Below are 22,750 nucleotides of genomic sequence, written 5' to 3'. Positions count from 1 at the left end.
AACGGCCCGCGCAGCGCACTCTGCCCGTATGAAGCACGTGAAGAGTGCCCGGGCGGGCGTATAGAACGCGCCAAGAGCGCTGTCCGTACGCCCGCGCGGCTTCGACGCTGTCTGGACTTTGCCCACTCGGAGGGACCGGCGACATGGCCATTCACGCAGGAAAACCGACCACAGCCGCCCAGGGGCCGGGCCAGGAGCAGCCCCCCGATCCGGGCGCCCCCGATCCGGGCGCCCCCGGGACGGGTGCGGCAGGGACGGGCGCTCCCGCGGCGGGCGACCGGCACCGGCTGACCGCCCTCCAGGGCCTGGCCGCGCTGTCGCTCGATGCGATGGCGTCCGTCGCATACGGCCCGGAGTCGGTCGTGCTCGTGCTGGCCGCGGCAGGCGCCCACGGCATGGGCTTCACCCTCCCGGTCACGCTCGCCATCGCCGCTCTGCTGGCGGTCCTGGTCGCGTCGTACCGCCAGGTGATCGCTGCCTTCCCGGACGGCGGCGGGTCGTACGCCGTGGCCAGGAAACACCTCGGCCGACGCACGAGCCTGGTCGCGGCGGCCTCGCTCATCCTCGACTACGTCCTGAACGTCGCGGTCTCCGTCACCGCGGGCGTGGCCGCCCTGACCTCGGCCTTCCCCGGCTTCCACGGCAGCCGGGTCTGGATCTGCCTCGCCGTTCTCGCCCTGGTCACCGCCGTGAACCTGCGCGGGCTGGTCGATTCCGCCAAGGCCTTCCTCCTTCCGACCGCGCTCTTCGTCGGATCGATCCTCGCGATGATCACCGTCGGGCTCTTCCGCGACGGCCCGGTCAGCACGGCGTCCGCCGCGGGACACGCCTCCGCGCTCGGCGAGGGCGCACTGGGGGACGGGGCGGGGGCCGTCGGCGCGCTCCTGTTGCTGAAGGCCTTCGCCGCCGGGTGCTCGGCGCTGACGGGGGTCGAGGCCGTCGCCAACGCGGTACCGTCCTTCCGCGCCCCGGCCGTGCGCCGCGCTCAGCGCACCGAGGTGGCCCTCGGGGCGCTGCTGGGCGTGATGCTGATCGGCCTGTCGGTCCTGATCGGACGCTTCCACCTCCAGCCCGTCGAGGGCGTCACTGTCCTCGCCCAGCTCGCGGATGCCTCGTTCGGGCACAACTGGGCTTTCTATGTGGTCCAGTTCGCCACCATGGTGCTCCTGGCGCTCGCCGCGAACACCTCCTTCGGCGGGCTGCCGGTCCTGATGAGCCTGCTGGCGCGGGACAACCACCTGCCGCACGTCTTCGCCCTCAAGGGCGACCGGCAGGTCCACCGGCACGGAGTGGTCTGGCTGGCGCTCGTCTCCGCCGTCCTGCTGGTCCTGTCGGGCGGAGACACCAACACCCTCGTCCCGCTCTTCGCCATCGGCGTCTTCGTCGGCTTCACCTTCTGCCAGGTCGGCATGGTCCGCCACTGGCACGGCGAACGCCCCAAGGGGTGGCGGGCCAAAGCCGCGCTCAACGGCTTCGGCGCGCTGCTGACCGGCGTCAGCGCGGTCGTCGTCACCGCCACCAAGTTCACCGAAGGCGCCTGGCTGATCGTGCTGGCCCTGCCGCTGATCGTCCTCGCCTTCGAGAGGATCCACCGCGCCTACGCCGAGATCGGCGAGCGCCTCGAACTGGGCCGTGTCCCGCAGCCGCCGCACCGGGCGCACTCGCTCGTCGTGGTCCCCGTCTCCGGTCTGTCCCGGCTGACCTGCCAGGCCCTCACCGCCGCCCGCTCCCTGGGCGACGAGGTCCTCGCCGTCACCGTCACCCACCCCACGGCCGAGGACCGGCAGGCCGCCGAAGCCCTGCGCCGGGACTGGGAGTTGTGGGATCCAGGCGTGGAACTCATCGAAGTCGCCTCGGAGAAGCACGCGGTGGGCCGCCCGGTGTCGGCGTACGTACGGAAGCTGGCGGACACCCACCCGGACGCCTAGGTGACCGTACTCATCCCGGAGACCGAACCCGCCCGTCTGTGGCAGCGGATGCTCCAGAACCAGCGTGGCTCCGTCGTCGCCCACGCGGTGCGCCGTGACACCGACGCGGTCATCTGCCGACTGCGTTTCCGCATCACCGGTGACGTGCGTTGACGTGCCCTTGGCGGCGGCTTGACGCTTCCCGTGCGCCGCCGTCAAGACGACGCCAATTCCCGCGCGCACAGGCGTGCCGGGCAGGCAACGGGCAGTAGTTTCCTGCCTGTTGCGCCGCCGGGGACCCCGCACGCTCACATGACGGCCGAGGGGGTCCATGGAGTGCGGTCCCCGGCGGCGACACCCCACTCCCGTACCGTCAGAAGGTCCCGCCATGCCTCCCGCCGCCGCGCAGCACGTCCCTCCGGGTCTCGGCACTCCTCCCGGGGCTCCGGTCAACCGGCCCTCCCGGAGACGTTGGGGGCACGCCCCTGCTGGTGGCGGTCCACGACTGGGACGGCCCGCGGGTGCTGGGCATCGTCCACCTCAAGGACGTGGTCAAGGAGGGCATCCGCGAGCGCTTCGCGGAGCTGCGCAGCATGGGGATCCGTACGGTCATGGTCACCGGGGACAACGAGCTGACGGCCCGCGCCATCGCCGCCGAGGCGGGCGTCGACGAATACCTCGCCGAGGCCACCCCCGAGGACAAGCTCGCGCTCATCAAGCGGGAGCAGGCGGGCGGCAAGCTCGTCGCGATGACCGGCGACGGCACCAACGACGCCCCCGCCCTCGCCCAGGCCGATGTCGGCGTCGCCATGAACACCGGCACCTCGGCCGCCAAGGAAGCCGGGAACATGGTGGACCTGGACTCCAACCCCACCAAACTCATCGACATCGTCGAGATCGGCAAGCAGCTCCTGATCACCCGGGGAGCGCTCACCACCTTCTCGATCACGAACGACGTGGCGAAGTACTTCGCGATCATCCCGGCCATGTTCACCGCGGCCTACCCGGGACTCGAAGCCCTCAATGTCATGGGCCTGAGCAGCCCGACCTCCGCGATCACCTCGGCGATCATCTTCAACGCCCTGATCATCGTCGCCCTGATCCCCCTCGCCCTGCGCGGCGTCCGCTACCGGCCCGCCTCCGCCCACGACCTGCTCCGGCGCAACCTCGGCGTCTACGGCCTCGGCGGGCTGATCCTGCCCTTCGTCGGCATCAAGCTCATCGACCTGCTGGTGTCCGCGATCCCCGGCCTCGGCTGAGGTCCTACAGGCCCGCCGAGTCCGCTGAGTCCGCCGGGTCCGCCGGGTCCGCCGGGTCCGCCGGGTCCGCCGGGTCCGCCGGGTCCGCCGGGTCCGCCGGGTCCGTGCGGTCCGTGCGGTCCGTCACTCCAGTCCGGACACCCGGAAGACCGTGTGGGCCGTCTCGCGGTCGATGCGCCCGGCGAGCCGGCGCAAGGCGGTCGCGCCGCACAGCAGCGTGCCGCGCTCGACGGAGGTGCGCGTATCGGCGTCGAGCCGCCGCCACATCGCCGGATTGCGGACGAGGACGGCCGGGTCGATCTCGACCCGGCCGCCCTGGGTGTCCCGCAGGACCATCCGCTGCGCCACCCCGTCGGACCATCGGACGGAGACGAGGCGGTCGGTACGGACGCTGCGCTCCACCAGCAGTCCGCGGGCGCTCAGCAGACCGGGGCGGGTCGAGACCCGGGGCGGCAGCAGGACCACGAAGAGGAGGACGGCCAGGCCGGACCAGAGGGCGCCACGGGTCACGTCGAGCCGCCCGGCACCCGCGTCCAGCACCAGCAGGGCGCTGAAGAGCAAAGAGGCCACGCCGAGCGCCGAACGCCGCTCACCGGCCCAGTGGGTGTCCTGTGCGGTCGGTCCGAGGGGCTCCGCGTGACCGGTCCGCGCGCCGTTCGCGGACGGATTGATGGGTCGGTTCATGCGGCCGACGTTAGGGCGGCCGGGGCCGGTTCCGGCCACCCCTGATGGATCGCTGACGCCGTACAGACGACATCCTGACGGGGCTCTGCCGGGGTGCTGGCGGGATTCTGACGGGCGAGACGTCATTTATGCTTCAAGGCGGCCACGGGGCGGTGGCGCGTCGGGGCCCGGGCCCGGACGTGGACCACATGACGCTGATCATGAAGATCTTGGGGAATCGAGTGCCTTCCGGCCTGCGTCTCTGTGGTGTGGGGCGCCCGGCCCCCGCCCGCCAACAGAAAACCCCCAGGGAGAAGTGAGGTATGTCAGTGATCTGCGTCGGAGGCATGATCGGGATCGGCAAGACGAGCGTCGCCGAGCTGCTCGCCAAGGAGCTGGGCAGCGAGGTCTTCTACGAGAGCGTGGAAGACAACCCGATCCTGCCGCTCTTCTACACGGCGAGCCCCGAGGAGATCCAGGCGAAGCGGTACCCCTTCCTGCTCCAGCTCTACTTCCTGCAGACGCGGTTCGCCTCGATCAAGGAGGCGTACAAGCAGGGCGACAACGTCCTCGACCGCTCGATCTACGAAGACTGGTACTTCGCCAAGGTCAACCACGATCTGGGCCGCATCAGCACCCTTGAGATGGGCGTGTACGAGGGACTGCTGGGCGAGATGATGCGCGAGATCGACGGCCTGCCCTACCGCAAGGCACCCGATCTCATGATCTACCTCAAGGCCGACTTCGAGACGGTGCTGCACCGCATCGGTCTGCGGGGCCGCGACTTCGAGCAGGACGACAGCCTCGTCGAGTACTACCGGGTGCTGTGGTCCGGCTACGACGACTGGGTGCACAAGCACTACTCGGCCAGCGAAGTCCTCGTCGTCGACATGAACCACACCGATGTCGTGAACAACCCCGAGGACGCGGCCCGCGTGGTGCAGGAAGTCAAGGACGCTCTGGCGGCGGCGCGGCGCCGGGACTGAACTCGTTCCGGGACACCGGGGCCGCCCTTAGCCGCTCCGGTGTTCCGTGAACATCACCGGGCGGTTACGCCTTGGGTCCCCACCCCGGACGGGCCGACAACTCGTCGTCTCCGCGGGCCGATTGGGAGTCCTTCTGTCGATTGTGGCGCGGGTCACGCGGTAAGAGAGTGGCCGCCTTCCCATCGGCTACCCGCCGCCAGCGCGAGAGGACGTCCATGTCCCACAGTCCCAGCGGTCAGGTCCATCGGCTCAAGGCGAACTCGGTCGGTCTGGTCGGGGTGGTCTTCATGGCCGTCGCCACGGCCGCGCCGATCACCGCGATGACCGGCAACCTGCCCATCGCCGTCGGTTTCGGCAACGGCACCGGAGCCCCCGCCGGCTATCTCTTCGCGACCGTCGTCCTGACGGTCTTCGCCGTCGGCTACGTCGCCATGGCCAAGCGGATCACCGCCGCCGGCGCCTTCTACGGGTACATCTCGCACGGCCTCGGCAGGATCGCCGGGATGGCCTCCGGGATGCTCGCCGTCCTCGCGTATATCGTCTTCGAGGCCTCCATCGTCGGCGTCTTCTCGTACTTCGCCAAGACGACCGTCCACGACCAACTCGGCATCGACCTCCCCTGGATCCTGTACGCGGCCACGATGCTGGCCGTCACCGCGGTCCTCGCGCACTTCGACATCAACCTCACGGCCAAGGCGCTCGGCGTGATGCTGGTCGGCGAGATAGCCGTCCTGTTCGCCGTCGCCACCGCCGTGCTGCTCGCGGGCGGCGGCCCGGACGGTATCCCGCTGGAACCGGTCAACCCGAAGAACGCCTTCACCGGAACCTCGGCCGGGCTCGGCCTGTTCTTCGCCTTCTGGTCCTGGGTCGGCTTCGAATCGACCGCCATGTACGGCGAGGAATCCCGCGACCCCAAGAGGGTGATCCCGAAGGCCACCCTGATCTCGGTCGTCGGCGTCGGTCTCTTCTACATCTACGTCTCCTGGATGACCATCGCGGGCAACGGACTGTCGAAGTCCGTCGAACTGTCCGCCTCCGCCAGCCCGTTGGACCTCTTCTTCGCGCCCACCCGGGAGTTCATCGGCACGTGGGCCGTGGACTCCTTCCAATGGCTGCTCCTCACCGGCTCCTTCGCCTGCGGCATGGCCTTCCACCAGTGCGCCGCCCGCTACCTCTACGCGATCGGCCGCGAGGGCTTCCTCCACCCGGCGCTCGGCCGTACCCACGCCAAGCACGGCTCCCCCCACGTCGCCTCCGTCGTGCAGAGCGTCATCGCCGTCCTCCTCGTCGCGGGCTTCTGGATCACCGGCCAGGACCCGTACATCCACCTCTACACGCTGCTCGCGATCCTCGGCACGATGGCGATCCTCATCGTCCAGACCCTGTGCTCCTTCGCCGTGATCGGCTACTTCCGCAAGAACCATCCCGAGGACCGGCACTGGTTCAAGACGTTCACCGCGCCGCTGCTCGGCGGGATCGGGATGAGCGCCGTCGTCATCCTGCTCGTCCTCAACATGAAGACCGCGGCCGGGCTCGCCGCAGACTCCCTCGTCTTCACCCTCATCCCCTGGATCGTCGCCGCCGTCTTCCTCGGCGGCCTCGGACTCGGCGTCTACCTCAAGTTCAGGGCCCCCGAGCGTTACGAGGTCATCGGCCGGATCGTCCTGGAGGACGCCGCCGAACGGAGCGACCCGAGTGACCCCGGCCCCGAGAGCGTTTCCCCCTCCGCCGCGAACGTCTGACACCCGAGGAGCCACCACCATGGCCCGAAGTTCCGTCATGCACGCGCTCAAGCAGTTCGCCGCCGAACACGCGGCCGCCCGCCAACTCGCCCTCCCCGTCTCCGATGTGCGGGGCCTGAGCCGCCGCGCCCTGCTGGAGCGTGCCGCGGCACTCGGCCTCGGCACCGCACTGGCGGCCGCCGCCACCACCGGCCCCGCCCGCGCCGAAGCGCTCCCCGACGGCAAGACGCCACCAGCCGGAAGCCCCCGCGTGGCCGTCGTGGGCGCCGGGATCGCGGGCTTGACCGCCGCCCTCACCCTCCAGGACGCGGGCATCGCCTGCACCGTCTACGAGGCCAACCCCGCGCGCGTCGGCGGCCGCATGTGGACCCAGCGCGACCACTGGGCGTACGGCCAGACCTCCGAGATCGGCGGCGAGCTGATCGACACCAGCCACAAGAAGATCCTCGAACTGTGCCGCCGCTTCAACCTCCCCACCGAGGACTTCCTCGGCGGCGGGCCCAACGGGGCCGAAGAAGTCCTGTGGTTCGACGGCGGCTACTACGCGCGCGCCCAGGCCGACGAGGACTTCAAGGCCGTCTACCAGGCACTGCGCCGGGACCTGCAGGACGCGGGCGAAGTCACCTGGAACTCCACCACCCCCGCCGGCACCACCCTCGACAACATGACCCTCTACGAATGGATCGAGACCCGGGTTCCCGGCGGTCACACATCGCGCCTCGGCCGGTTCATCGACGTCGCCTACAACGTCGAATACGGCGCGGACACCGTCGACCAGTCCGCACTCGCCCTGGTCCTCCTCATGGGCTACCAGCCCAACCCCGGCAATTTCAACGTCTGGGGTCTGTCCAACGAGCGCTACCACATCACCGGTGGCAACGACCGGCTTCCCCACGCCATCGCACAGGCCCTGCCCTCCGGCTCCCTGCTGATGGGCCGCGAACTCACGGCCGTCAGAGCCAACTCCGATGGAACACAGACCCTCACCTTCGACGACTCGGGCACCCTGCGCACCGTCATCGCCGACCACACCATCCTGTGCGTACCCCTGCCCGTGCTCCAGCGCATCGACCTCACGGCAGCCGGCTTCGACCCGCTCATGCGGAACCTCTTGCGCGACGCCCGCATGGGTTACTGCACCAAACTCAACATGCAGTTCACCAGCCGTCCGTGGCGCGGCACCGGCCCGTGGCCCGGCGTCACCGCCGGTGAGTGCTTCACCGACTCCGACGTCCAGCAGACCTGGGACACCACCAAGGTCCAGCCCGGCAACGGAGGCATCCTGCTCCAGTACGGGGGCGGCGCCCTGGCCGGCTCCCTCACGCCCGGGACTCCCTTCGCCACCGAGACCGACCCCTACGTACGGACCCTCGCGGCCCGGATGCTGACGGGCATCGATGCCTTCTTCCCCGGCACCAGGGCCGCATGGAACGGCCGTGCCCAGTTGTCGGCCTGGCACCGCAACCCGTACTCCCTCGGCGCGTACTCGTACTGGCCCACCGGCTACCTGCACCGGTACGCCCGCTACGAGGGCGCCGCGCAGGGGAACGTCCACATCGGCGGCGAGCACTGCAGCTATGACTTCCAGGGCTTCATGGAAGGCGGCGCCACGGAGGGCGAACGGGCGGCGAGGGAAGTCATCACGGCGGTGCTCTAGCCGGTGCGGGTGCGGTGCGGGTGCCGGTACGGGCGTGGCCGACGGTGGCGCCGCCCGCACCCGCACCCGCACCGGTCCGTCAGACGACCAGGCTGAGGGCCGCCGCCACCGCGAATCCGGCAACCGACAGGACGGATTCCAGGACGGTCCACGACTTGAGGGTGTCGCGCTCCGAGATCCCGAAGTACTTCGAGACCATCCAGAACCCGCCGTCGTTGACGTGGGAGGCGAAGATCGAGCCCGCCGAGATCGCCATGATGACGAGGGCGAGGAAGGGCTGGGAGTGGCCGCCGCCCTCGACCAGCGGGACCACGATGCCCGCCGTCGCGACGATCGCCACGGTCGCGGAGCCCTGGGCCACGCGCAGGACCACCGAGATCAGGTACGCCAGTACGATCACCGGCAGCCCCATCCCGTCGAAGGTGTCCGCCAGGGCCGCCGCGATGCCCGAACCCTTCAGGACCGCGCCGAAGACACCGCCCGCACCGACCACGAGCAGGATGTTGCCGACCGGCTTGAGGGAGGCGGTGGAGACCGTCTCCAGCGACTTGCGCGACCAGCCGCGGCGGATGCCGAGCATGTAGTACGCCAGCACCAGCGCGATCGTGAGCGCCACGAAGGGGTTGCCGAAGAACTCGATGCAGGACCGCGGGGTGGACGGGTCCAGCATGATCGAGGAGAAGGTGGCGGCCAGGATCAGCAGCAGCGGCGTACCGATGATGAGCAGGACGGTGGCCAGCGGGACCGGGTCCTCGCGCGGGGTGACCCCGGCGGCCCGCTGTTCCGCGGCGACGGCGGCCTTCGCCTCGTCGGCGGCGTCGACCATGTCCTGCGGTACGGCGACGAAGACGCGCCTGCCGATCCAACCGGCGTAGGCCCAGGCGGCGAGCACGGCGGGCACGCCGCAGACGATGCCCATCGCGATGACCCAGCCGAGGGAGACGTGGAACAGGCCCGCCGCGGCGACCGGTCCGGGGTGCGGCGGCAGGAAGGCGTGCGTCATCGAGAGCGCGGCCAGCAGCGGCATCGCGTAGAGCAGGATCGATTTTCCGGAGCGCTTGGCGGCCGCGTAGACGATCGGCGCGAGGACGAAGATGCCGACGTCGAAGAAGACCGGGATGCCGAAGATCAGACCGGTGAGACCCATGGCGAGGGGTGCGCGCTTCTCGCCGAAGAGGTTCAGGAGGCGGCTGGAGAGGACTTCGGCGCCACCCGAGACTTCGAGGATCGCCCCGAGCATGGTCCCGAGACCGATGATGATCGCGACGTGCCCGAGTATGCCGCCCATGCCGCTCTCGATCATCGAGACGGCGGCGGACTTCTGTACGGTGCCGAAGAGTTCGGTCACCGAGAGGCCGGCGCCCAGACCGACCGCGATGGAGACCGCCAGCAGCGCCACGAACGGCTGCAGACGGGTCTTGATGATCAGGACGAGCAACAGGGCGATGCCGAGGGCGGCGACGGTCAGGAGACCGCCCGTACCGCCGATGAGCGTCAGCATGCCCCCGGTGTGCGGTGTGGCGGGGGGTGTGGCGGCGACAGACAGCATGGGAACTCCGGTGTTCGCATGGGTGGGGCCCCGGCCCCGGTGACGGGCGTCGCGGGGCGGGGCGTCGCGGGGCGCGTGCCGTCAGCCGAGGACGGCGAGCGCGTCGATCTCGATCAACAGGCCGGCGGGCAGGCCGACATACACCGTCGTACGGGCGGACGCCGGGGCGGTGAGGCCCTGCTCCTCGAAGTAGGCGTTGTAGAGGGCGTTCATCTCCGCGAAGTGGTCCACGTCGGTGAGGTAGACCCGCATCATCATCACGTCGTCCCAGGTGGCGCCGCCCTCTTCGAGGATCGCGCGGACGTTGGCGAAGGTTTGCAGCGTCTGTTCGCGCAGGGTGGGGCCCGCCGGGGTCGGTGCCCGGCCCGCCACGGCGGGCAGGAAGCCGACCTGGCCCGCCACCTGGAGGATGTTCCCCTTGCGCACCCCGTGCGAGAACTTCGCGGGCGGGGCGGTGTGCGTGGCCGGGGTGATCGCGGTCTTCACGAGAGCGGTTCCGGTGGTGGCGGTGGTGGTGGCGGCGGTGGTGCTGTCGTTCATGGTGTGTGCCGTTCTTCCTTCTGGGAGTGGTGCTTCCGGGGGTGGTTCTTCTGGGGGTGGTCTTTCTGAGGGTGGGCGCCGAGGTCGGCGGCCCAGCCCGCCGCGAGGCGCAGCTCGCGCCAGGCCGGGGCGTCCAAGGCCGCCAGCCGGTCGGCCAGTTGGCGGGGCGGCGGCGCCGCGAGGTCCTCGGGGGAGGTCAGGACGGACGCGGCCGTGAGGTGGCCGTGGCGTATCCGCTCCGGTACGGGCAGCCCGCGCAGCCCGGCGGAGAGGAACCCGGCGGCGAAGGCGTCGCCCGCCCCGACGGAGGCGACGACGGCGACGGCGGGCGCGGGCTCGTGCACCACGAGGTCCGAGCCGTCCGGGCCGTCCGTTCTGTCCTTGACCGTGCGGGTGAAGACGGTGGCGCCGTCGGCGCCCTGCTTCACCACGAGCACCTTCGGTTCGGGCAGCAGGCGGCGGACCGCCTCCAAGCCGCCGCCCGTGCCCCACAGCACCTCGGCCTCGTCCGCGCCGACGAAGACGAGGTCGCTCGCGCGGGCGAGGGCGAGGAGCACCGGGCCGGCCGTGGCGGCGTCGGGCCACAGGTTCATCCGGTAGTTGACGTCGAAGGAGATGAGGGGGCGGCCGGGCCGTGGGGCGGTCAGGGCCCGCAGGAGGTCCAGGCAGCCGGGGGAGAGGGCGGCGGTGATGCCGGTGAGGTGCAGCACCCGGGTGGCGTCGAGCACGGTCGTGTCCACGGTGTGCGGGGACATGGCAGATGCCGCGGAGCCCTCCCGGTAGTAGGCGACCTCGGCCAGGTCCTGCGGCGGCAGATCCTGCCCCGGCTCGGCCACCGCTCTGGTGGCGCGCTCGCCGACGGTGCGGAAGTAGATCCCGGTCGGACGGTGCCGGTCCCGCGTCACGTGGGACGTGTCCACGCCCCGGGCGGACATCTCGCGCACCAGGTAGTCACCGAAGCCGTCCGCCCCGACGCGGCCGACCCAGCGGGCGCTGTGTCCCGCACCGGCGACACCGCAGGCGACGTTCGATTCGGCGCCGCCGAAGCCCCGGGTGAAACCCCCCGCACCGGCGAGCGGGCCGGGGGTGGTGGGCCGCAGCGCGACCATCGACTCACCGAGACAGGTCACATCGACGGCCCGGCCGTCCGGGGTTGTGGACACGCTGGACACGCTGGACTCCCTTGCGCTTCATGCCGGATCGCGCTGGTTGCCCGGTTCGCGGGCTCTGTTGACCTGGCGTTGATCGGGATGTTAGGCATCATGTAGCAAGTTACGCAATGAGCGTTGCAGAGGATGCAACGCAGGTCATTCGAGACCTTCGAGACTCTCGAGACCTTCGAGACTCTCGAGACCTTCGAGACCAGGGAGCGCCGCATGACTGCCGAGCACGTGACCGCCGAGGACGTGGCCGCCGCGCACGCCGACCCGACCGCGCGGATCACGGCCCTCGCCGACGAGCGCGTCGATTTCCGTTTCAAGGGGCTGCCGCCGGACGCGGAGGGGCTGACCGTCGGTGAACTCGCCGCCCAGCGCCGCAACCTCTTCACCGGCGGGTTCACCACCCCCGTGATGGCGCTCTCCGCCGAACGCGTCGAGCACAACCTCGCTCTCATGGCGGCCTACGCCGACCGCCACGGACTCGTCTTCGCACCCCACGGCAAGACCTCGATGGCCCCCGCCCTCTTCGCCCGCCAGATCACCCACGGAGCGTGGGGCGTCAGCCTCGCCGCCCCCCACCAGGTGCGCGTGGCGCGCGCCTTCGGCATCGAGCGGGTGCTCCTGGCCAACGAACTCGTCGACGCACCCGCCCTGCGCTGGATCTCCCGCGAGCTGGACGCCCACCCGTCGTTCCGCTTCGTCTGCTACGTGGACTCCGTACGCGGGGTCGAGCTGATGGACGAGGCCCTGCGCGCCGCCGCCGCTGTGCGCCCGGTCGATGTCGTCGTCGAACTCGGCGCCGGCGCGGGTGCCCGTACCGGCGCCCGTACGGAGGCCGGGTGCGCGGCCGTCGCCGACGCGGTGGCCGCCACCCGGACCCTGCGCCTCGTGGGCGTCAGCGGCTACGAGGGCGAGGTCCCCGGGGCCGACCCGGACAGCGTCCGGGCCTGGCTGCGCCGCCTCGTCGGCCTCCTCGCCGACTTCGATGCCGCGGGCCGGTTCAGCGCCCTGGACGAGATCCTGGTGAGCGCGGGCGGCTCCGCCTGGTTCGACGCGGTGGCCGAGGTCTTCGCCGAAATCCCCGGACTGTCCGCGCCGGTGCTCAAGGTGCTGCGCTCGGGCGCGTACCTTTCCCACGACGTCGGCCACTACCGGCGCATGACCCCCTTCAACCGCGTCCCCGGGGAGGGCCGTCTCGAACCCGCGTTCCGCCTGTGGGCCCAGGTCGTCTCCCGCCCCTCCCCGGAGCAGGCGTTCGTCAACGCGGGCAAGCGCGACGCCGCCTACGACCTGGACCTGCCCGAGGTACAGGCGGTGCGCTCGGCCCGCGACGGAACCCTCCGGGACGCGACGGGCATCACCCTGACCGCCCTCTCCGACCAGCACGGCTGGGTGAGCACCGCACCGGACGCCGCACTGGAGGTCGGGGACTGGCTGGGGCTGGGACTGTCACACCCCTGCACCACCTTCGACAAGTGGCAGCTGATCCCCCTCGTCGAGGAGGACGGGACGGTCCGGGACTTCGTACGCACCTATTTCTGACCACTCCGCCCCCGCCCCCGCCCCGGACACCCCCGCCCCGCACACCCCCAGGAGCAGCCCCCCATGGACCTGGTCATCCGCAACGCCCGCGTAGTCGACGGCTCGGGAGCGGACTCCGACCGCGCCGACGTAGCCCTCCAGGACGGCCGCATCCAGGAGATCCGGAGGGAGGGCGAGGGCCCCAGGCCCTCCGCCCGCAGGACGCTCGACGCCGACGGGCTCGCTCTGGCACCCGGCTTCATCGACATGCACGCCCACAGTGACCTCGCCCTGCTGCGGGACCCCGACCACAGCGCGAAGGCCGCGCAGGGCGTCACTCTGGAGGTCCTGGGCCAGGACGGCCTGTCCTACGCGCCCGTCGACGACCGGACCCTCGCCGAGGTGCGCCAGGCCATCACCGGCTGGAACGGCGACGGCGGTGACATCGACTTCGACTGGCGGACCGTCGGCGAATACCTCGACCGCCTCGACCGCGGATTCGACGGACAGGGCATCGCGGTCAACGCCGCCTACCTCGTCCCGCAGGGCACCGTCCGCATGCACGCCATGGGCTGGGAGGACCGCGCCCCCACCCCCGAGGAGCTGGACCGGATGCGCCAACTGGTCGCCGAAGGCCTCCAGCAGGGCGCCGTCGGCATGTCCTCCGGCCTCACCTACACCCCGGGTATGTACGCCCAGGACGGCGAACTGACCGAACTCTGCCGGGTGGTGGCCGCGTACGACGGCTACTACTGCCCCCACCACCGCTCGTACGGGGCCGGAGCGCTCCAGGCCTACCAGGAGATGGTGGACCTCACGCGCGAGGCCGGATGCGCCCTCCACCTCGCACACGCCACCATGAACTTCGGGGTGAACGAGGGCAAGGCGCCCGACCTGCTGGCCCTGCTGGACCGGGCGCTGGAGCAGGGCGCCGACATCACGCTGGACACCTACCCCTACACACCCGGCTGCACCACCCTCGTCGCGCTGCTCCCCAGCTGGGCGGGCGAAGGCGGGCCCCGGGCCGTACTGGACCGCCTGGCGGACGACGCGACGGCCGAGCGCATCCGCCGCGTTCTCGAAGACATCGGATCCGACGGCTGCCACGGCGTCCCCATCGCGTGGGACACGATCGAGATCTCCGGAGTATCCGACCCGGGCCTGGCCTCGTGCGTGGGCAAGACCATCGCCGAGTCGGCCCGTATGCGCGGCGAAGCCCCGTGGACCACGGCCCGGCGGCTGCTGATCGGCGACCGCCTCGGATCGACGATCCTGCAGCACGTCGGACACGAGGAGAACGTCCGCCTCATCATGAAGCACCGCGCCCACACGGCCGGTTCGGACGGCATCCTCCAGGGCTACAAACCCCACCCGCGCGCCTACGGCACCTTCCCCCGGTACCTCGGGACGTACGTCCGCGAGCTGGGCGAGCTGTCCCTGGAAGAGTGCGTGGCCCACATGACCTCCCGCCCCGCGGCCCGCCTGCGGCTGCCGGACCGGGGCCTGGTCCGTGAGGGCTACCGCGCCGACCTGGTCCTCTTCGACCCCGACACGGTCGCCGCGGGCTCGTCGTTCGAGGCGCCCCGCACCCTCCCGTACGGCATCCCGCACGTCCTGATCGACGGCCGCTTCGTCATCGAGGACGGCAAGCGGACACAGGCGCTCGCCGGGAAGTCGGTCCGCCGTACGGCATGAACCCGGCGCGCCCTCTCGCCCCTCCCAACCCCCTCACCGACGAATCCGGAGCCCCGCATGACGTGCCACCCCTACGCCGTGATCGCTTCCCAGCGCCTGCTGCCCGTGCTGCGCAACGCCGACGCCGACGAAGCCGTGCGCCAGACCACCGCACTGCTCGCGGCGGGCTGCCGCGCGGTCGAGCTGACCACCAGTACCCCGGGCTGGGCCGAGGCCCTGGCCCGTACGGTCCCCCTCACCGACGGCCGGGGGCGCCCGGCGGCCATCGGCCTCGGCACGGTCACCACCGCCGCGCAGGCGCACACCGCCCTCGACGCCGGAGCGGCCTTCCTCATCTCCCCGTACCCCGCGCCCGAGGTGCGCCGGGCCGCCCGGGAGCGCGAGGCCGTCTTCATCGAGGGCGGGTTCACCCCGGGCGAAGTGGCCGCCGCCGTCGGCGCGGCGGGCGCCGCCAAGGTCTTCCCGGCGCATGTGGGCGGACCCCGGTTCATCCGCTCGCTCAGGGCCGTCCTGCCCGAGGCCGTCATCATCCCCACCGGCGGCATACGCCCCGACGCCGTACAGCCCTGGTTCGACGCGGGCGCCACCGCGGTCGGCGTCGGCAACGGCCTGCCAGCCGACCCCGCCGACCTCGCGGCCCTCTTCGCCGAACTCGCCCGGCCCTGCTGCCCGGAGTGCGCCGAAACGGTCATCAGTTGATCTGAAAACGACAACTGCGAAGGTTTCCCGCGGTGGGTGGGCATTCGCTGGGACGATGTCGAGGACTTCGCTGTCCCGGTTGCCGGGCGGGGTCGGAAGGCTGTCGCGGCCAGGACGACGCCGTGACGGTGTGCGAGGGACGCGCCTGTGTCTGTGCGGTGCGTCCTGTGTGACCGCGCCACCGCCGGTTCCCGGGGGCCTCCGCTTCCCGCCGTCGTGCCGCGGCTCCTGAGGGGGGATCCAGCGTGTCCTCGATCAACCAGTTACGTCCGCACCCCATCCGCATGCGCAGACGGCGCCGCACGGCCGTGGCCGTCGCGTTCGCCCTCGCCGCGACCGGCCTGAGCGCCCTGGCGGCCACCCCGGCGGCCGCGGACGCGCCGACCGTGATCGCCACCGTGCCGCTGGGCGCGAACCCCGAGAACCTGGCCGTGGCACCGGACGGCAAGCACGTCTACGTCAGCAACTCCGGCGTCTACATGGGCACTCCAGGCAACACCGTCACCGTGCTGGACACCGCCACCAACACGGTCGGTGCCACCATCCCCGTCGGCAACGGCCCCGGCGGGCTCGCGGTCACCCCCGACAGCGCGCACCTGTACGTGGTCAACCGCGGCGCCGCCACGGTCAGCGTCGTGGACACCGCCACCAACACGGTGACGTCCACCATCACCGGGATCCACGACCCGAACGCGGTGGCGGTCAACCCGGCGGGCACCCGGGCCTACGTCGTCGACTCCGCCGGCCCCAACGGGTCGATCCGGGTCGTCGACACCGCCAGCAACACCGTCACCGCGTCGGTCACCGTCGGCCCGTTCCCGCGCGACGTCGCCTTCAGCCCCGACGGCGCGCGTGCCTACGTCACCAACCTCGGCGACAAGACGCTGGGTGTCATCGACACCGCCACCCTCACGGTGACCGCGAACGTGGCCCTGAGCAACCAGCCGTTCGCGGTCACGGTCAACCCCGTCACCGGAGCGGTGTACGTCAGCCACGGCCGCGACGACTCCCTCTCCGTGGTGGACCCGGCCACGCTCACCGTCACCAAGACCGTCACCACCGGGAGCAACCCCGGAGGCGCGGCGGTCAGCCCCGACGGCACGACCGCGTACGTGCCCAACATCGGCAGCAACACCCTGTCGGTGATCGACACCGCGACCAACACCGTCACCGGGAACGTGGCGGCCGGAGGCGGCCCCGTCGATGCCGGGCTGAGCCCGGACGGCACCCTGGCCTATGTCGTCAAGAACGGCAGCCAAACCCTCGACGTGCTGAGCGTGGGCGCGGCCGCGCCGGCCGTGACCGCCCTCAGCCCGGCCTCCGGCCCGGCATCCGGGGCCACCGTCGTGACGGTCACCGGCACCCACCTGACCGGCGCGACCGCCGTCACCTTCGGCGCCGCGCCCGCCACCGGCGTCACCTGCACCGCCACCGCCTGCAGCGTCACCGCCCCCGCCCACGCGCCCGGCACCGTCGACGTGCGGGTCACCACCCCGGGCGGCACCAGCCCGGTGACCTCGGCCGGCCAGTACACCTACCTCGCACCGCCCGCGGACATCGACGTCCGCCTCACCGCCCAGCCGCAGCTGAGCCTCCTGGTGCCCTACCTGACCTACACCCTCACCGCGCACAACACCGGCCCCGGCGCCGTCACCTCGGCGACACTGACCGCCGCGCTCCCGCCCGGCGCCTCCGCCACCAGCCTGTCCGCCGGATGCACGAGCGCCGCCGCCACGGTCACCTGCGCCTACGGGACCATCGCCGCCAACGCGAGCGCGAGCAAGACCTTCCGCGTCCCCCTGCACCTGCTCACCCTCGGCCCGGTCAAGGTCACCGGAGCACGCACGGCCTCCGCGCCCACCGACCCCAACCCCGCGAACGACACCGCGGCCGTCACCTGCACCGCGATCTCCATCGTCCTGGTGACCTGCCCCTGACCCATGGGGCGGGCTCCGTGCGCCGTTGAAACGATTCTGCCGTGGCGTTGGAGTGAACACCCGTTCCTGACAGTGCCCTTCGGGGGTTGGACAGGACGTCGCACCCATTCAAGGGGGCGTCGTTCTGTGCATCAATAGGAGAATCATGCGTATTCGTTCCGCTGTGACCGCGTCCGTCCTCGCCGCCGGCATCCTGCTGGGCGGAGCCGGCGCGGCCCTGGCCCACGACGGTGTCGACCTCGACTACTTCTCGGGCGGCCACGGCACCTTCTCGTCCAACTGCTCCTCCGCGGCCGCGATCCCCGCGCACTTCGGACCCGTCTGGACCTCGACCTGCGCGAACGACGGCGAGTTCGAGTGGATCAAGGGCGCCCACCTCGGCGCACGCTGACGGTCTGACAGACACCGCTGCCGCCACCGACCTCCGGTCGGTGGCGGCAGCGGCAGTCGTGGGGTCAGCAGGAGATCGTGACCCACGTGTGCCCGGGGTAGGTGCGGGTGGAGCTGTCCCGCACGCTCGACAGGATGTCCAGCTCGGCGCCGGTGGGCGGGGCGATCATCCGGAACGTCAGCCAGGTCTCACCGGTGGAGTCGGCGGTCGCGGACACTCCCGAGGTGTAGGCCTTGTGGCCGGGGATCCAGTAGTCGGCCCAGACCGGCCGTCCCGCGAAGGCGGCGGTGTCGACGGCGTCGTGCGACAGGTGCACGGTCACGTCCTCCGCGCGGACCCACAGCGGCCGGGTCCCGCTGCCGAGGTTCACGCTGGTGCACTGCTGGAAGACGGTGGTGTAGGTGTGGTCGTTCCACCGCACGGCCGCGCCGGTACTGTCCGGCGTGCAGTGGAGCAGGGCCTGGGTCAGTGTGTTGTTGTAGTAGGTGCCGTCGGTCCAGACGACCTCGTAGCTGAGGCTCAGTGTCGCGCCCGGGGGAGGGGAGCCCACCGTGTAATTGAAGGTGACGTTTCCCCTGGCCGGGTCGAACTGGCCGAAGAGGGTGCCGTATCTGCTCGTGCCGGGGATGGTGTAGACAGCGGTGATCTTGGAGTTGGCGGGGTCGTGCCCGACGGCCTCCAGGTTCAGGGTGACCCGGTCCACGGGTACGGCGATGGTCGTCGTACCGCTCCCGATGGTGTCCGTACCGCAGTGCTGGTCAAGGTAGGCCGCCACCGGCCCGTTCAGACCGGCGAAAGCGGGCGAGGTCGCGGCCGCGGTCAGGCCGATGAGTACGGCCAGACTCGCGACCAGCGCTCTGCAGGTTCTCCAAGTTCTCCAGGTTCTCCCGGCCATTGCGTGCTCCCCCAGTCGGTCGGTGCGTGACGGCACTCACTCCTGCGGCGGGAGAGACGCGGGCACGGCGCATCCGGTTCCGGCCCGGCCGGCGGGGGAGGGCGGCGTCCCTCAGTCCAGGCAGAATTCGTTCCCCTCGGGGTCGGTCATCATGATCATCCCCTCGTCCGTGTCATTGCCCTCCAGCCGGTACTCCCGCTTCGCGCCCAGCCGCTCCAGCCTGGCGCACTCCTCCTCCAGCATCGCCATCCGCTCGTCCCCCCTCAGGCCGGGCGCGGCGCGCACGTCCAGGTGCAAGCGGTTCTTCACCGCCTTGCCCTCCGGGACCCTCTGGAAGAACACCCGCGGCCCCTTGCCGTCCGGATCCGTGATGGCGGCCCGGTGGTTGTGCTGCTCGGGCGGAATGCCCCGCGCGGTCCATGCGGCCGTCCAGTCGGCGAAGCCCTCGGGCGGCGGCTGGGTGCGATAGCCCAGCGCCTCGGCCCAGAACGCCGCTTGCGCGCCCGGGTCGGCGCAGTCGTACGTCACTTGGAATTCCTTGGCCATGCCGCCTCCGACCACTCGAAACCTGCTCGTGTCCGCGCCCCGGGTGTCCCCGGAGCGCGTCGCCATCGTAGGCGGCCCGGTGCTGCGCCAACCGTTGTTCTTGAATGGTCGCTCATGTATGTTTTCCCCATGCCGAGACCTCGCGAGTTCGAGCCCGACGCCGTCCTGAACGTGGCCATGCTGCGGTTCTGGGAGCGCGGGTACCGGGCGACGTCCATCGAGGATCTGGTGAAGGCGACCGGGGTCAAGCCCGGCAGTCTCTACGGCGCCTTCCCGGGCGGCAAGCACGCACTGTTCCTGAAGTCGCTGGAGCGTTACTCCACGCTGGTCGTCCCCCAGAAGCTGGGCGAGCTGGAGGCTTCGGGCGCTTCGGTGGCCGAGATCCGCGGCTACTTCGACGGGCTGGTGCGCGACCTGCTCAGCCCTGAGGGGCGGCAGGGCTGCCTGCTCGTCAACACCGCGATCGAGAACGCCGCCGAGGACGACGAGGCGGCCGCCGTCGTGCGGGGCCACCTGGCCCGGCTCGAACGGTGCATGACGCACGCGCTGCAGAACGCGGCCCGCAGGGGCCAGGTGCGCGCCTCGCTGGACTGCGCGGGCAGCGCCAAGCTGCTGGTCGCCACCTGCCAGGGGCTGATGGTCGTAGGGAAGGCGAACCCCGACGAGGCGCTCCTGCGGGCGATCGTCGACAACGCCTTCGCCGCTCTCGCCTGACGGCCACAGCACCAGGCGCCGGGGCCGCACGCCCACGGGCCACCCACGCGGTGGCCCTTTTCTTCGCACCAATACTTGAATGACCCCTCAAGAACGGAGCTGGGACATGAAGGCCATAGTCATCTCCGCCCACGGCGGCCCCGAGGTCCTCACCCTCACCGAACTGCCCGATCCGGTACCCGCCGACGGCGAAGTGCTGATCCGGGTCAAGGCGTTCGGCCTCAACCACGCCGAGGCGTACATGCGCAGCGGCGCCTGGGGGAAGGTCGCCGACGTCCCCGGGATCGAGTGCGCCGGGCTGGTGGAGGCCGACCCGTCGGGCGAACTCCCCGTAGGGACAGCCGTGGTGGCGATCCTCGGCGGCATGGGGCGGACCCGTAACGGAAGCTACGCGGAGCTGGTGACCGTGCCGGCGACCAACGTGGTGGCCGTGCGCGCGTCGTTGGACTGGGCGGATCTGGCGGCGGTGCCCGAGGTGTACGCCACGGCGTGGAGCGGCCTGTTCGGCAATCTGGACCTCCGGCCGGGCGAGACCGTCGTGGTGCGGGGCGCGACCTCCTCGCTCGGCCAGGCCGCCGTCAACCTGGCGGTCGATCACGGGGCGACCGTGCTCGCCACGACCCGCGACCCGCGGCGAGCGCCCCTGCTGAAGGAACTCGGGGCCGCCGACGTGCTCATCGACGACGGCGCGCTCGCCGCCCAGGTCGCGGACCGGGAACTCGGGGTCGACGCGGTGTTCGATGTCGTCGGCAACAGCGTCCTGCGTGACTCGCTGGCGCTGGTCCGGCCGCGCGGCCGGGTGTGCCAGCTCGGCTTCCTGGGCGGATTCGAGCCGGTGCGGGACTTCGACCCGATCGCCGACCTCCCCAGCGGGGTCCGGCTCAGCTTCTTCGGCAGCGCCTTCGTCCTCGGCACCCCCGCGTTCCCGCTCACCGACGTGCCGTTGGACGCGATCTACGCCAAGGTCGCCGCCGGTGCCCTGCGGGCCCGGCCCACCCGGGTCTTCCCGTTCGAGGAGATCACCGAAGCCCACCGGGTCATGGAAGCCGGGGAAGCGCTCGGCAAGATGGTCGTCACCCTCGACTGACCAGGCAGCTCTTCGCGCCGCTGTTTCTGCCGGGCGGGTGACGGGAAGGGGTTTCGGGAATGTCGGCCCGGCCGGTGAGTGCGCGGTGTGACGTAGTCGTTCCATGATCACTTCTCCTCGCGTCAGGCGAGCAGGACTAGCCGTGCTCTGCGCGAGCGCACTCGCCTTGCCCCTGGCCGGGACGGCCCCGGCTGCCGCCCGCCCCGCCGCCGCTCCGCCGTACGGCGAGGACGTCGTGCGGTCCCGGACGATCGACCTCGACGCGGACGACTACCTGTGGCTGTGCGCCGAGCAGCCCTTCGGTGTCCCGAGGGAGCACACCTTCGACCTCTTCTCCGACGTCAAACTGCATGTGGTCGAGGACCGGCTGGACCGCGACGGAGCCTCCCTGACGTGGACCGGCCACCTCAGGGACGAGGCCTCCTCCAATGCCGTGCTGTCGGTCACCGGAGTGTGCGGTCCCGGCGCGGCCACCACACCGGCCTCCGTCGAGGGCCACTTCGACGTCGGGAAGCGCGTCTTCCGCCTGGCCGTCCCGCAGAACGAACCCGGCCGCCTGCGGATCACCGAAGAAGACCCGAGCCGCCGCAAGGAACCGGTCGGCGACGATGTCGGCCCCCTGTCGCGCTCCGACCCCAAGCTGCTCCGCGAAGGCCTGGAGCGGCTGAAGAAGCGCGCCGCGGTATCCGATCCGGTCATCATCGACATGATCGTCGGCTACACCCCGGCCGCCGTGCGCCGCGTCGGCGGCGAGCCGGCCATGCAGACCCGGATCAGGCTCGCCGAGTCCTACCTCAACCAGGCACTCGCCGACAGCAACGTCCGCGCGAGCGTGGACGTCATCGGCACCTACAACACCGACTACGACGGGGACCAGACCGCCTCCGTCATGCTGCCCAAGCTGTCCGCCCCCTCAGACCTGCAGCTCGGAGCCCGCGCGGCCCAGCTCCGCGAGGACTACGGCGTCGACCTCGTCTCGGTCGTCAACGACGTTCCCCAGGGCTCCTCCGGGCAGGCGAGCCTGCCCGTGCCCTTCCTCAAGCCGGGCGGCGTGGCCAACGACGGCGAGGCGTTCTCCGTCGTCGACGTCTCCTCGATCGTCAACTGGTACAACTTCGGCCACGAGATCGGACACAACCTCGGTCTGTGGCACGACCGCGCCACCCTCGACGAGCAGTCGGGCGGCCAGGACTACACCCCGTACCTGACCACCCCCTACAGCACCGGCTTCGTCACCCGGAACCGCGACTTCCACACCCTCATGGCCTACTCCAGCGCCTGCGGACGCCCCTGCTCGGCGGTGAACCAGTACTCCAACACGGAGAACACCGTCAACGGGCAGCCGCTCGGCAACGCCGACAACAACAATGCGGCCGTGGCCCGCCTGACCACCCCCATCGTCGCCGGCTACCGCGACCTCAAGATCGCCCGGCAGCGGTACCGGCTCACGGTCGAGGCGTCCCAGGGGGGTACGGCGCGCCCCAGCACCTTCGGCCCCTACCGGGCGGGCACCACCCTCAGCGTCAACGCCTACCCCGCGCCCGGCTACCGCGTCGCGTGGTGGGAGGCGGACGGCGTCCGCTACAACGTCACCAGCAGCCAGGTCACCGTCACCATGAACACCGACCACGCCGTCAAGGCGGTCTTCACCCGCACCTGATCGCTGATCGCGGTGGCAGTCGGGATCTTCACCTGCTCGGGCCAAGCGACGGCGGCCGGCTGCCGCGAATGGCCCACTGGCGGGGCACCGGGCAGGCCGGATGCCGGATGTGATGTCTAACGTCGCTGACGAAGACATCGGT

The 22,750-nt window shown here is 71.1% G+C and carries 18 protein-coding genes and 2 pseudogenes; 13 read left to right on the top strand and 7 right to left on the bottom strand.

Features of this window, described 5'->3' with window-relative positions; all coding sequences use genetic code 11:
• Window positions 1–143: 143 nt before the first annotated feature.
• Both OHS33_RS01060 and OHS33_RS01055 read left to right on the top strand, forming a co-directional pair.
• Window positions 144–2,081: pseudogene (locus OHS33_RS01060) on the top strand (APC family permease).
• Window positions 2,082–2,380: 299 nt separating this feature from the next.
• Window positions 2,381–3,166 (top strand): annotated as a pseudogene (locus OHS33_RS01055) (HAD-IC family P-type ATPase); the annotation flags it as partial.
• A 4-nt stretch (window positions 3,167–3,170) separates the two neighbouring features.
• Here OHS33_RS01055 and OHS33_RS01050 read toward each other — a convergent pair.
• Complete coding sequence (locus OHS33_RS01050; RefSeq protein WP_330328460.1) at window positions 3,171–3,293, bottom strand: hypothetical protein; 123 nt, start codon at window positions 3,291–3,293, stop codon at window positions 3,171–3,173.
• Window positions 3,290–3,850, bottom strand: coding sequence for a hypothetical protein (locus OHS33_RS01045; RefSeq protein WP_330328459.1), 561 nt, complete (start codon window positions 3,848–3,850; stop codon window positions 3,290–3,292). The genes OHS33_RS01050 and OHS33_RS01045 overlap by 4 nt, the downstream gene beginning before the upstream one ends.
• 302 nt (window positions 3,851–4,152) lie before the next feature.
• Between OHS33_RS01045 and OHS33_RS01040 the strand changes: the two genes are divergently transcribed.
• From OHS33_RS01040 to OHS33_RS01030, 3 genes are all read left to right on the top strand, one after another.
• Window positions 4,153–4,815, top strand: a complete 663-nt coding sequence (locus OHS33_RS01040) for a deoxynucleoside kinase (protein WP_330328458.1) — start codon at window positions 4,153–4,155, stop codon at window positions 4,813–4,815.
• 215 nt (window positions 4,816–5,030) lie between these two features.
• Complete coding sequence (locus OHS33_RS01035; RefSeq protein WP_330328457.1) at window positions 5,031–6,557, top strand: APC family permease; 1,527 nt, start codon at window positions 5,031–5,033, stop codon at window positions 6,555–6,557.
• Window positions 6,558–6,576: 19 nt separating this feature from the next.
• Window positions 6,577–8,214 carry a flavin monoamine oxidase family protein gene (locus OHS33_RS01030; protein ID WP_330328456.1) on the top strand — a complete coding sequence of 546 codons (1,638 nt, stop codon included), beginning with the start codon at window positions 6,577–6,579 and terminating at the stop codon, window positions 8,212–8,214.
• 79 nt (window positions 8,215–8,293) lie between these two features.
• Here the strand turns inward: OHS33_RS01030 and OHS33_RS01025 are convergent, their stop codons facing one another.
• The 3 genes from OHS33_RS01025 to OHS33_RS01015 form a co-directional block, all read right to left on the bottom strand.
• A complete protein-coding gene (locus tag OHS33_RS01025; protein WP_330328455.1) occupies window positions 8,294–9,763 on the bottom strand; it encodes a GntP family permease in 1,470 nt (489 codons plus the stop codon).
• Window positions 9,764–9,844: 81 nt separating this feature from the next.
• Complete coding sequence (locus OHS33_RS01020; protein ID WP_330328454.1) at window positions 9,845–10,303, bottom strand: RidA family protein; 459 nt, start codon at window positions 10,301–10,303, stop codon at window positions 9,845–9,847.
• On the bottom strand, window positions 10,300–11,466 hold the full coding sequence (locus OHS33_RS01015; RefSeq protein ID WP_330328453.1) for a sugar kinase: 1,167 nt from the start codon (window positions 11,464–11,466) through the stop codon (window positions 10,300–10,302). The genes OHS33_RS01020 and OHS33_RS01015 overlap by 4 nt, the downstream gene beginning before the upstream one ends.
• A 213-nt stretch (window positions 11,467–11,679) precedes the next feature.
• Here OHS33_RS01015 and OHS33_RS01010 point away from each other — a divergent pair, with 213 nt between their 5' ends.
• The 5 genes from OHS33_RS01010 to OHS33_RS00990 all read left to right on the top strand — a co-directional run bounded on the left by OHS33_RS01010 (window position 11,680) and on the right by OHS33_RS00990 (window position 17,706).
• Entirely contained in the window at window positions 11,680–13,005 is a 1,326-nt protein-coding gene (locus OHS33_RS01010) for an alanine racemase (protein ID WP_330328452.1), read from the top strand.
• A gap of 63 nt (window positions 13,006–13,068) precedes the next feature.
• Window positions 13,069–14,679, top strand: a complete 1,611-nt coding sequence (locus tag OHS33_RS01005; RefSeq protein ID WP_330328451.1) for an N-acyl-D-amino-acid deacylase family protein — start codon at window positions 13,069–13,071, stop codon at window positions 14,677–14,679.
• A 57-nt stretch (window positions 14,680–14,736) separates the two neighbouring features.
• Complete coding sequence (locus OHS33_RS01000; protein ID WP_330328450.1) at window positions 14,737–15,378, top strand: bifunctional 4-hydroxy-2-oxoglutarate aldolase/2-dehydro-3-deoxy-phosphogluconate aldolase; 642 nt, start codon at window positions 14,737–14,739, stop codon at window positions 15,376–15,378.
• A gap of 245 nt (window positions 15,379–15,623) precedes the next feature.
• Window positions 15,624–17,315 (top strand): YVTN family beta-propeller repeat protein, encoded by a 1,692-nt coding sequence (locus OHS33_RS00995; protein ID WP_330328449.1) that lies wholly within the window; start codon window positions 15,624–15,626, stop codon window positions 17,313–17,315.
• A 145-nt stretch (window positions 17,316–17,460) separates the two neighbouring features.
• The gene (locus tag OHS33_RS00990; protein ID WP_330328448.1) at window positions 17,461–17,706 is read left to right on the top strand and encodes a hypothetical protein; all 246 of its coding nucleotides are present in this window, start codon (window positions 17,461–17,463) and stop codon (window positions 17,704–17,706) included.
• Window positions 17,707–17,770: 64 nt separating this feature from the next.
• Here the strand turns inward: OHS33_RS00990 and OHS33_RS00985 are convergent, their stop codons facing one another.
• Window positions 17,771–18,601, bottom strand: coding sequence for a hypothetical protein (locus OHS33_RS00985; RefSeq protein WP_330328447.1), 831 nt, complete (start codon window positions 18,599–18,601; stop codon window positions 17,771–17,773).
• Between the two features lie 111 nt (window positions 18,602–18,712).
• Window positions 18,713–19,147 carry a VOC family protein gene (locus OHS33_RS00980; protein ID WP_330328446.1) on the bottom strand — a complete coding sequence of 145 codons (435 nt, stop codon included), beginning with the start codon at window positions 19,145–19,147 and terminating at the stop codon, window positions 18,713–18,715.
• A 129-nt stretch (window positions 19,148–19,276) separates the two neighbouring features.
• Here OHS33_RS00980 and OHS33_RS00975 point away from each other — a divergent pair, with 129 nt between their 5' ends.
• The 3 genes from OHS33_RS00975 (at window position 19,277) to OHS33_RS00965 (ending at window position 22,608) form a co-directional block, all read left to right on the top strand.
• Entirely contained in the window at window positions 19,277–19,861 is a 585-nt protein-coding gene (locus tag OHS33_RS00975; protein ID WP_330328445.1) for a TetR/AcrR family transcriptional regulator, read from the top strand.
• A 106-nt stretch (window positions 19,862–19,967) separates the two neighbouring features.
• Window positions 19,968–20,948: a zinc-binding dehydrogenase gene (locus OHS33_RS00970; protein WP_330328444.1), complete on the top strand. Its 981-nt coding sequence runs from the start codon at window positions 19,968–19,970 to the stop codon at window positions 20,946–20,948.
• Window positions 20,949–21,090: 142 nt separating this feature from the next.
• Window positions 21,091–22,608, top strand: a complete 1,518-nt coding sequence (locus OHS33_RS00965; protein ID WP_330328443.1) for an InlB B-repeat-containing protein — start codon at window positions 21,091–21,093, stop codon at window positions 22,606–22,608.
• The last annotated feature ends 142 nt before the right edge of the window (window positions 22,609–22,750 follow it).

Origin of the sequence: Streptomyces sp. NBC_00536 (assembly GCF_036346295.1) — a bacterium.
In the GTDB taxonomy this organism is placed as follows: Bacteria; Actinomycetota; Actinomycetes; order Streptomycetales; family Streptomycetaceae; genus Streptomyces.
This window is presented reverse-complemented; position numbering and strand designations above follow the sequence as displayed.

Bases quoted from the DNA above. Each gene is read 5' to 3' on its own strand.
- OHS33_RS01045 (WP_330328459.1), bottom strand. From the start codon at position 3,850: ATGAACCGACCCATCAATCCGTCCGCGAACGGCGCGCGGACCGGTCAC.
- OHS33_RS01040 (WP_330328458.1), top strand. From the start codon at position 4,153: ATGTCAGTGATCTGCGTCGGAGGCATGATCGGGATCGGCAAGACGAGC.
- OHS33_RS01035 (WP_330328457.1), top strand. From the start codon at position 5,031: ATGTCCCACAGTCCCAGCGGTCAGGTCCATCGGCTCAAGGCGAACTCG.
- OHS33_RS01030 (WP_330328456.1), top strand. From the start codon at position 6,577: ATGGCCCGAAGTTCCGTCATGCACGCGCTCAAGCAGTTCGCCGCCGAA.
- OHS33_RS01025 (WP_330328455.1), bottom strand. From the start codon at position 9,763: ATGCTGTCTGTCGCCGCCACACCCCCCGCCACACCGCACACCGGGGGC.
- OHS33_RS01020 (WP_330328454.1), bottom strand. From the start codon at position 10,303: ATGAACGACAGCACCACCGCCGCCACCACCACCGCCACCACCGGAACC.
- OHS33_RS01010 (WP_330328452.1), top strand. From the start codon at position 11,680: ATGACTGCCGAGCACGTGACCGCCGAGGACGTGGCCGCCGCGCACGCC.
- OHS33_RS01005 (WP_330328451.1), top strand. From the start codon at position 13,069: ATGGACCTGGTCATCCGCAACGCCCGCGTAGTCGACGGCTCGGGAGCG.
- OHS33_RS01000 (WP_330328450.1), top strand. From the start codon at position 14,737: ATGACGTGCCACCCCTACGCCGTGATCGCTTCCCAGCGCCTGCTGCCC.
- OHS33_RS00990 (WP_330328448.1), top strand. From the start codon at position 17,461: ATGCGTATTCGTTCCGCTGTGACCGCGTCCGTCCTCGCCGCCGGCATC.
- OHS33_RS00985 (WP_330328447.1), bottom strand. From the start codon at position 18,601: ATGGCCGGGAGAACCTGGAGAACTTGGAGAACCTGCAGAGCGCTGGTC.
- OHS33_RS00980 (WP_330328446.1), bottom strand. From the start codon at position 19,147: ATGGCCAAGGAATTCCAAGTGACGTACGACTGCGCCGACCCGGGCGCG.
- OHS33_RS00975 (WP_330328445.1), top strand. From the start codon at position 19,277: ATGCCGAGACCTCGCGAGTTCGAGCCCGACGCCGTCCTGAACGTGGCC.
- OHS33_RS00970 (WP_330328444.1), top strand. From the start codon at position 19,968: ATGAAGGCCATAGTCATCTCCGCCCACGGCGGCCCCGAGGTCCTCACC.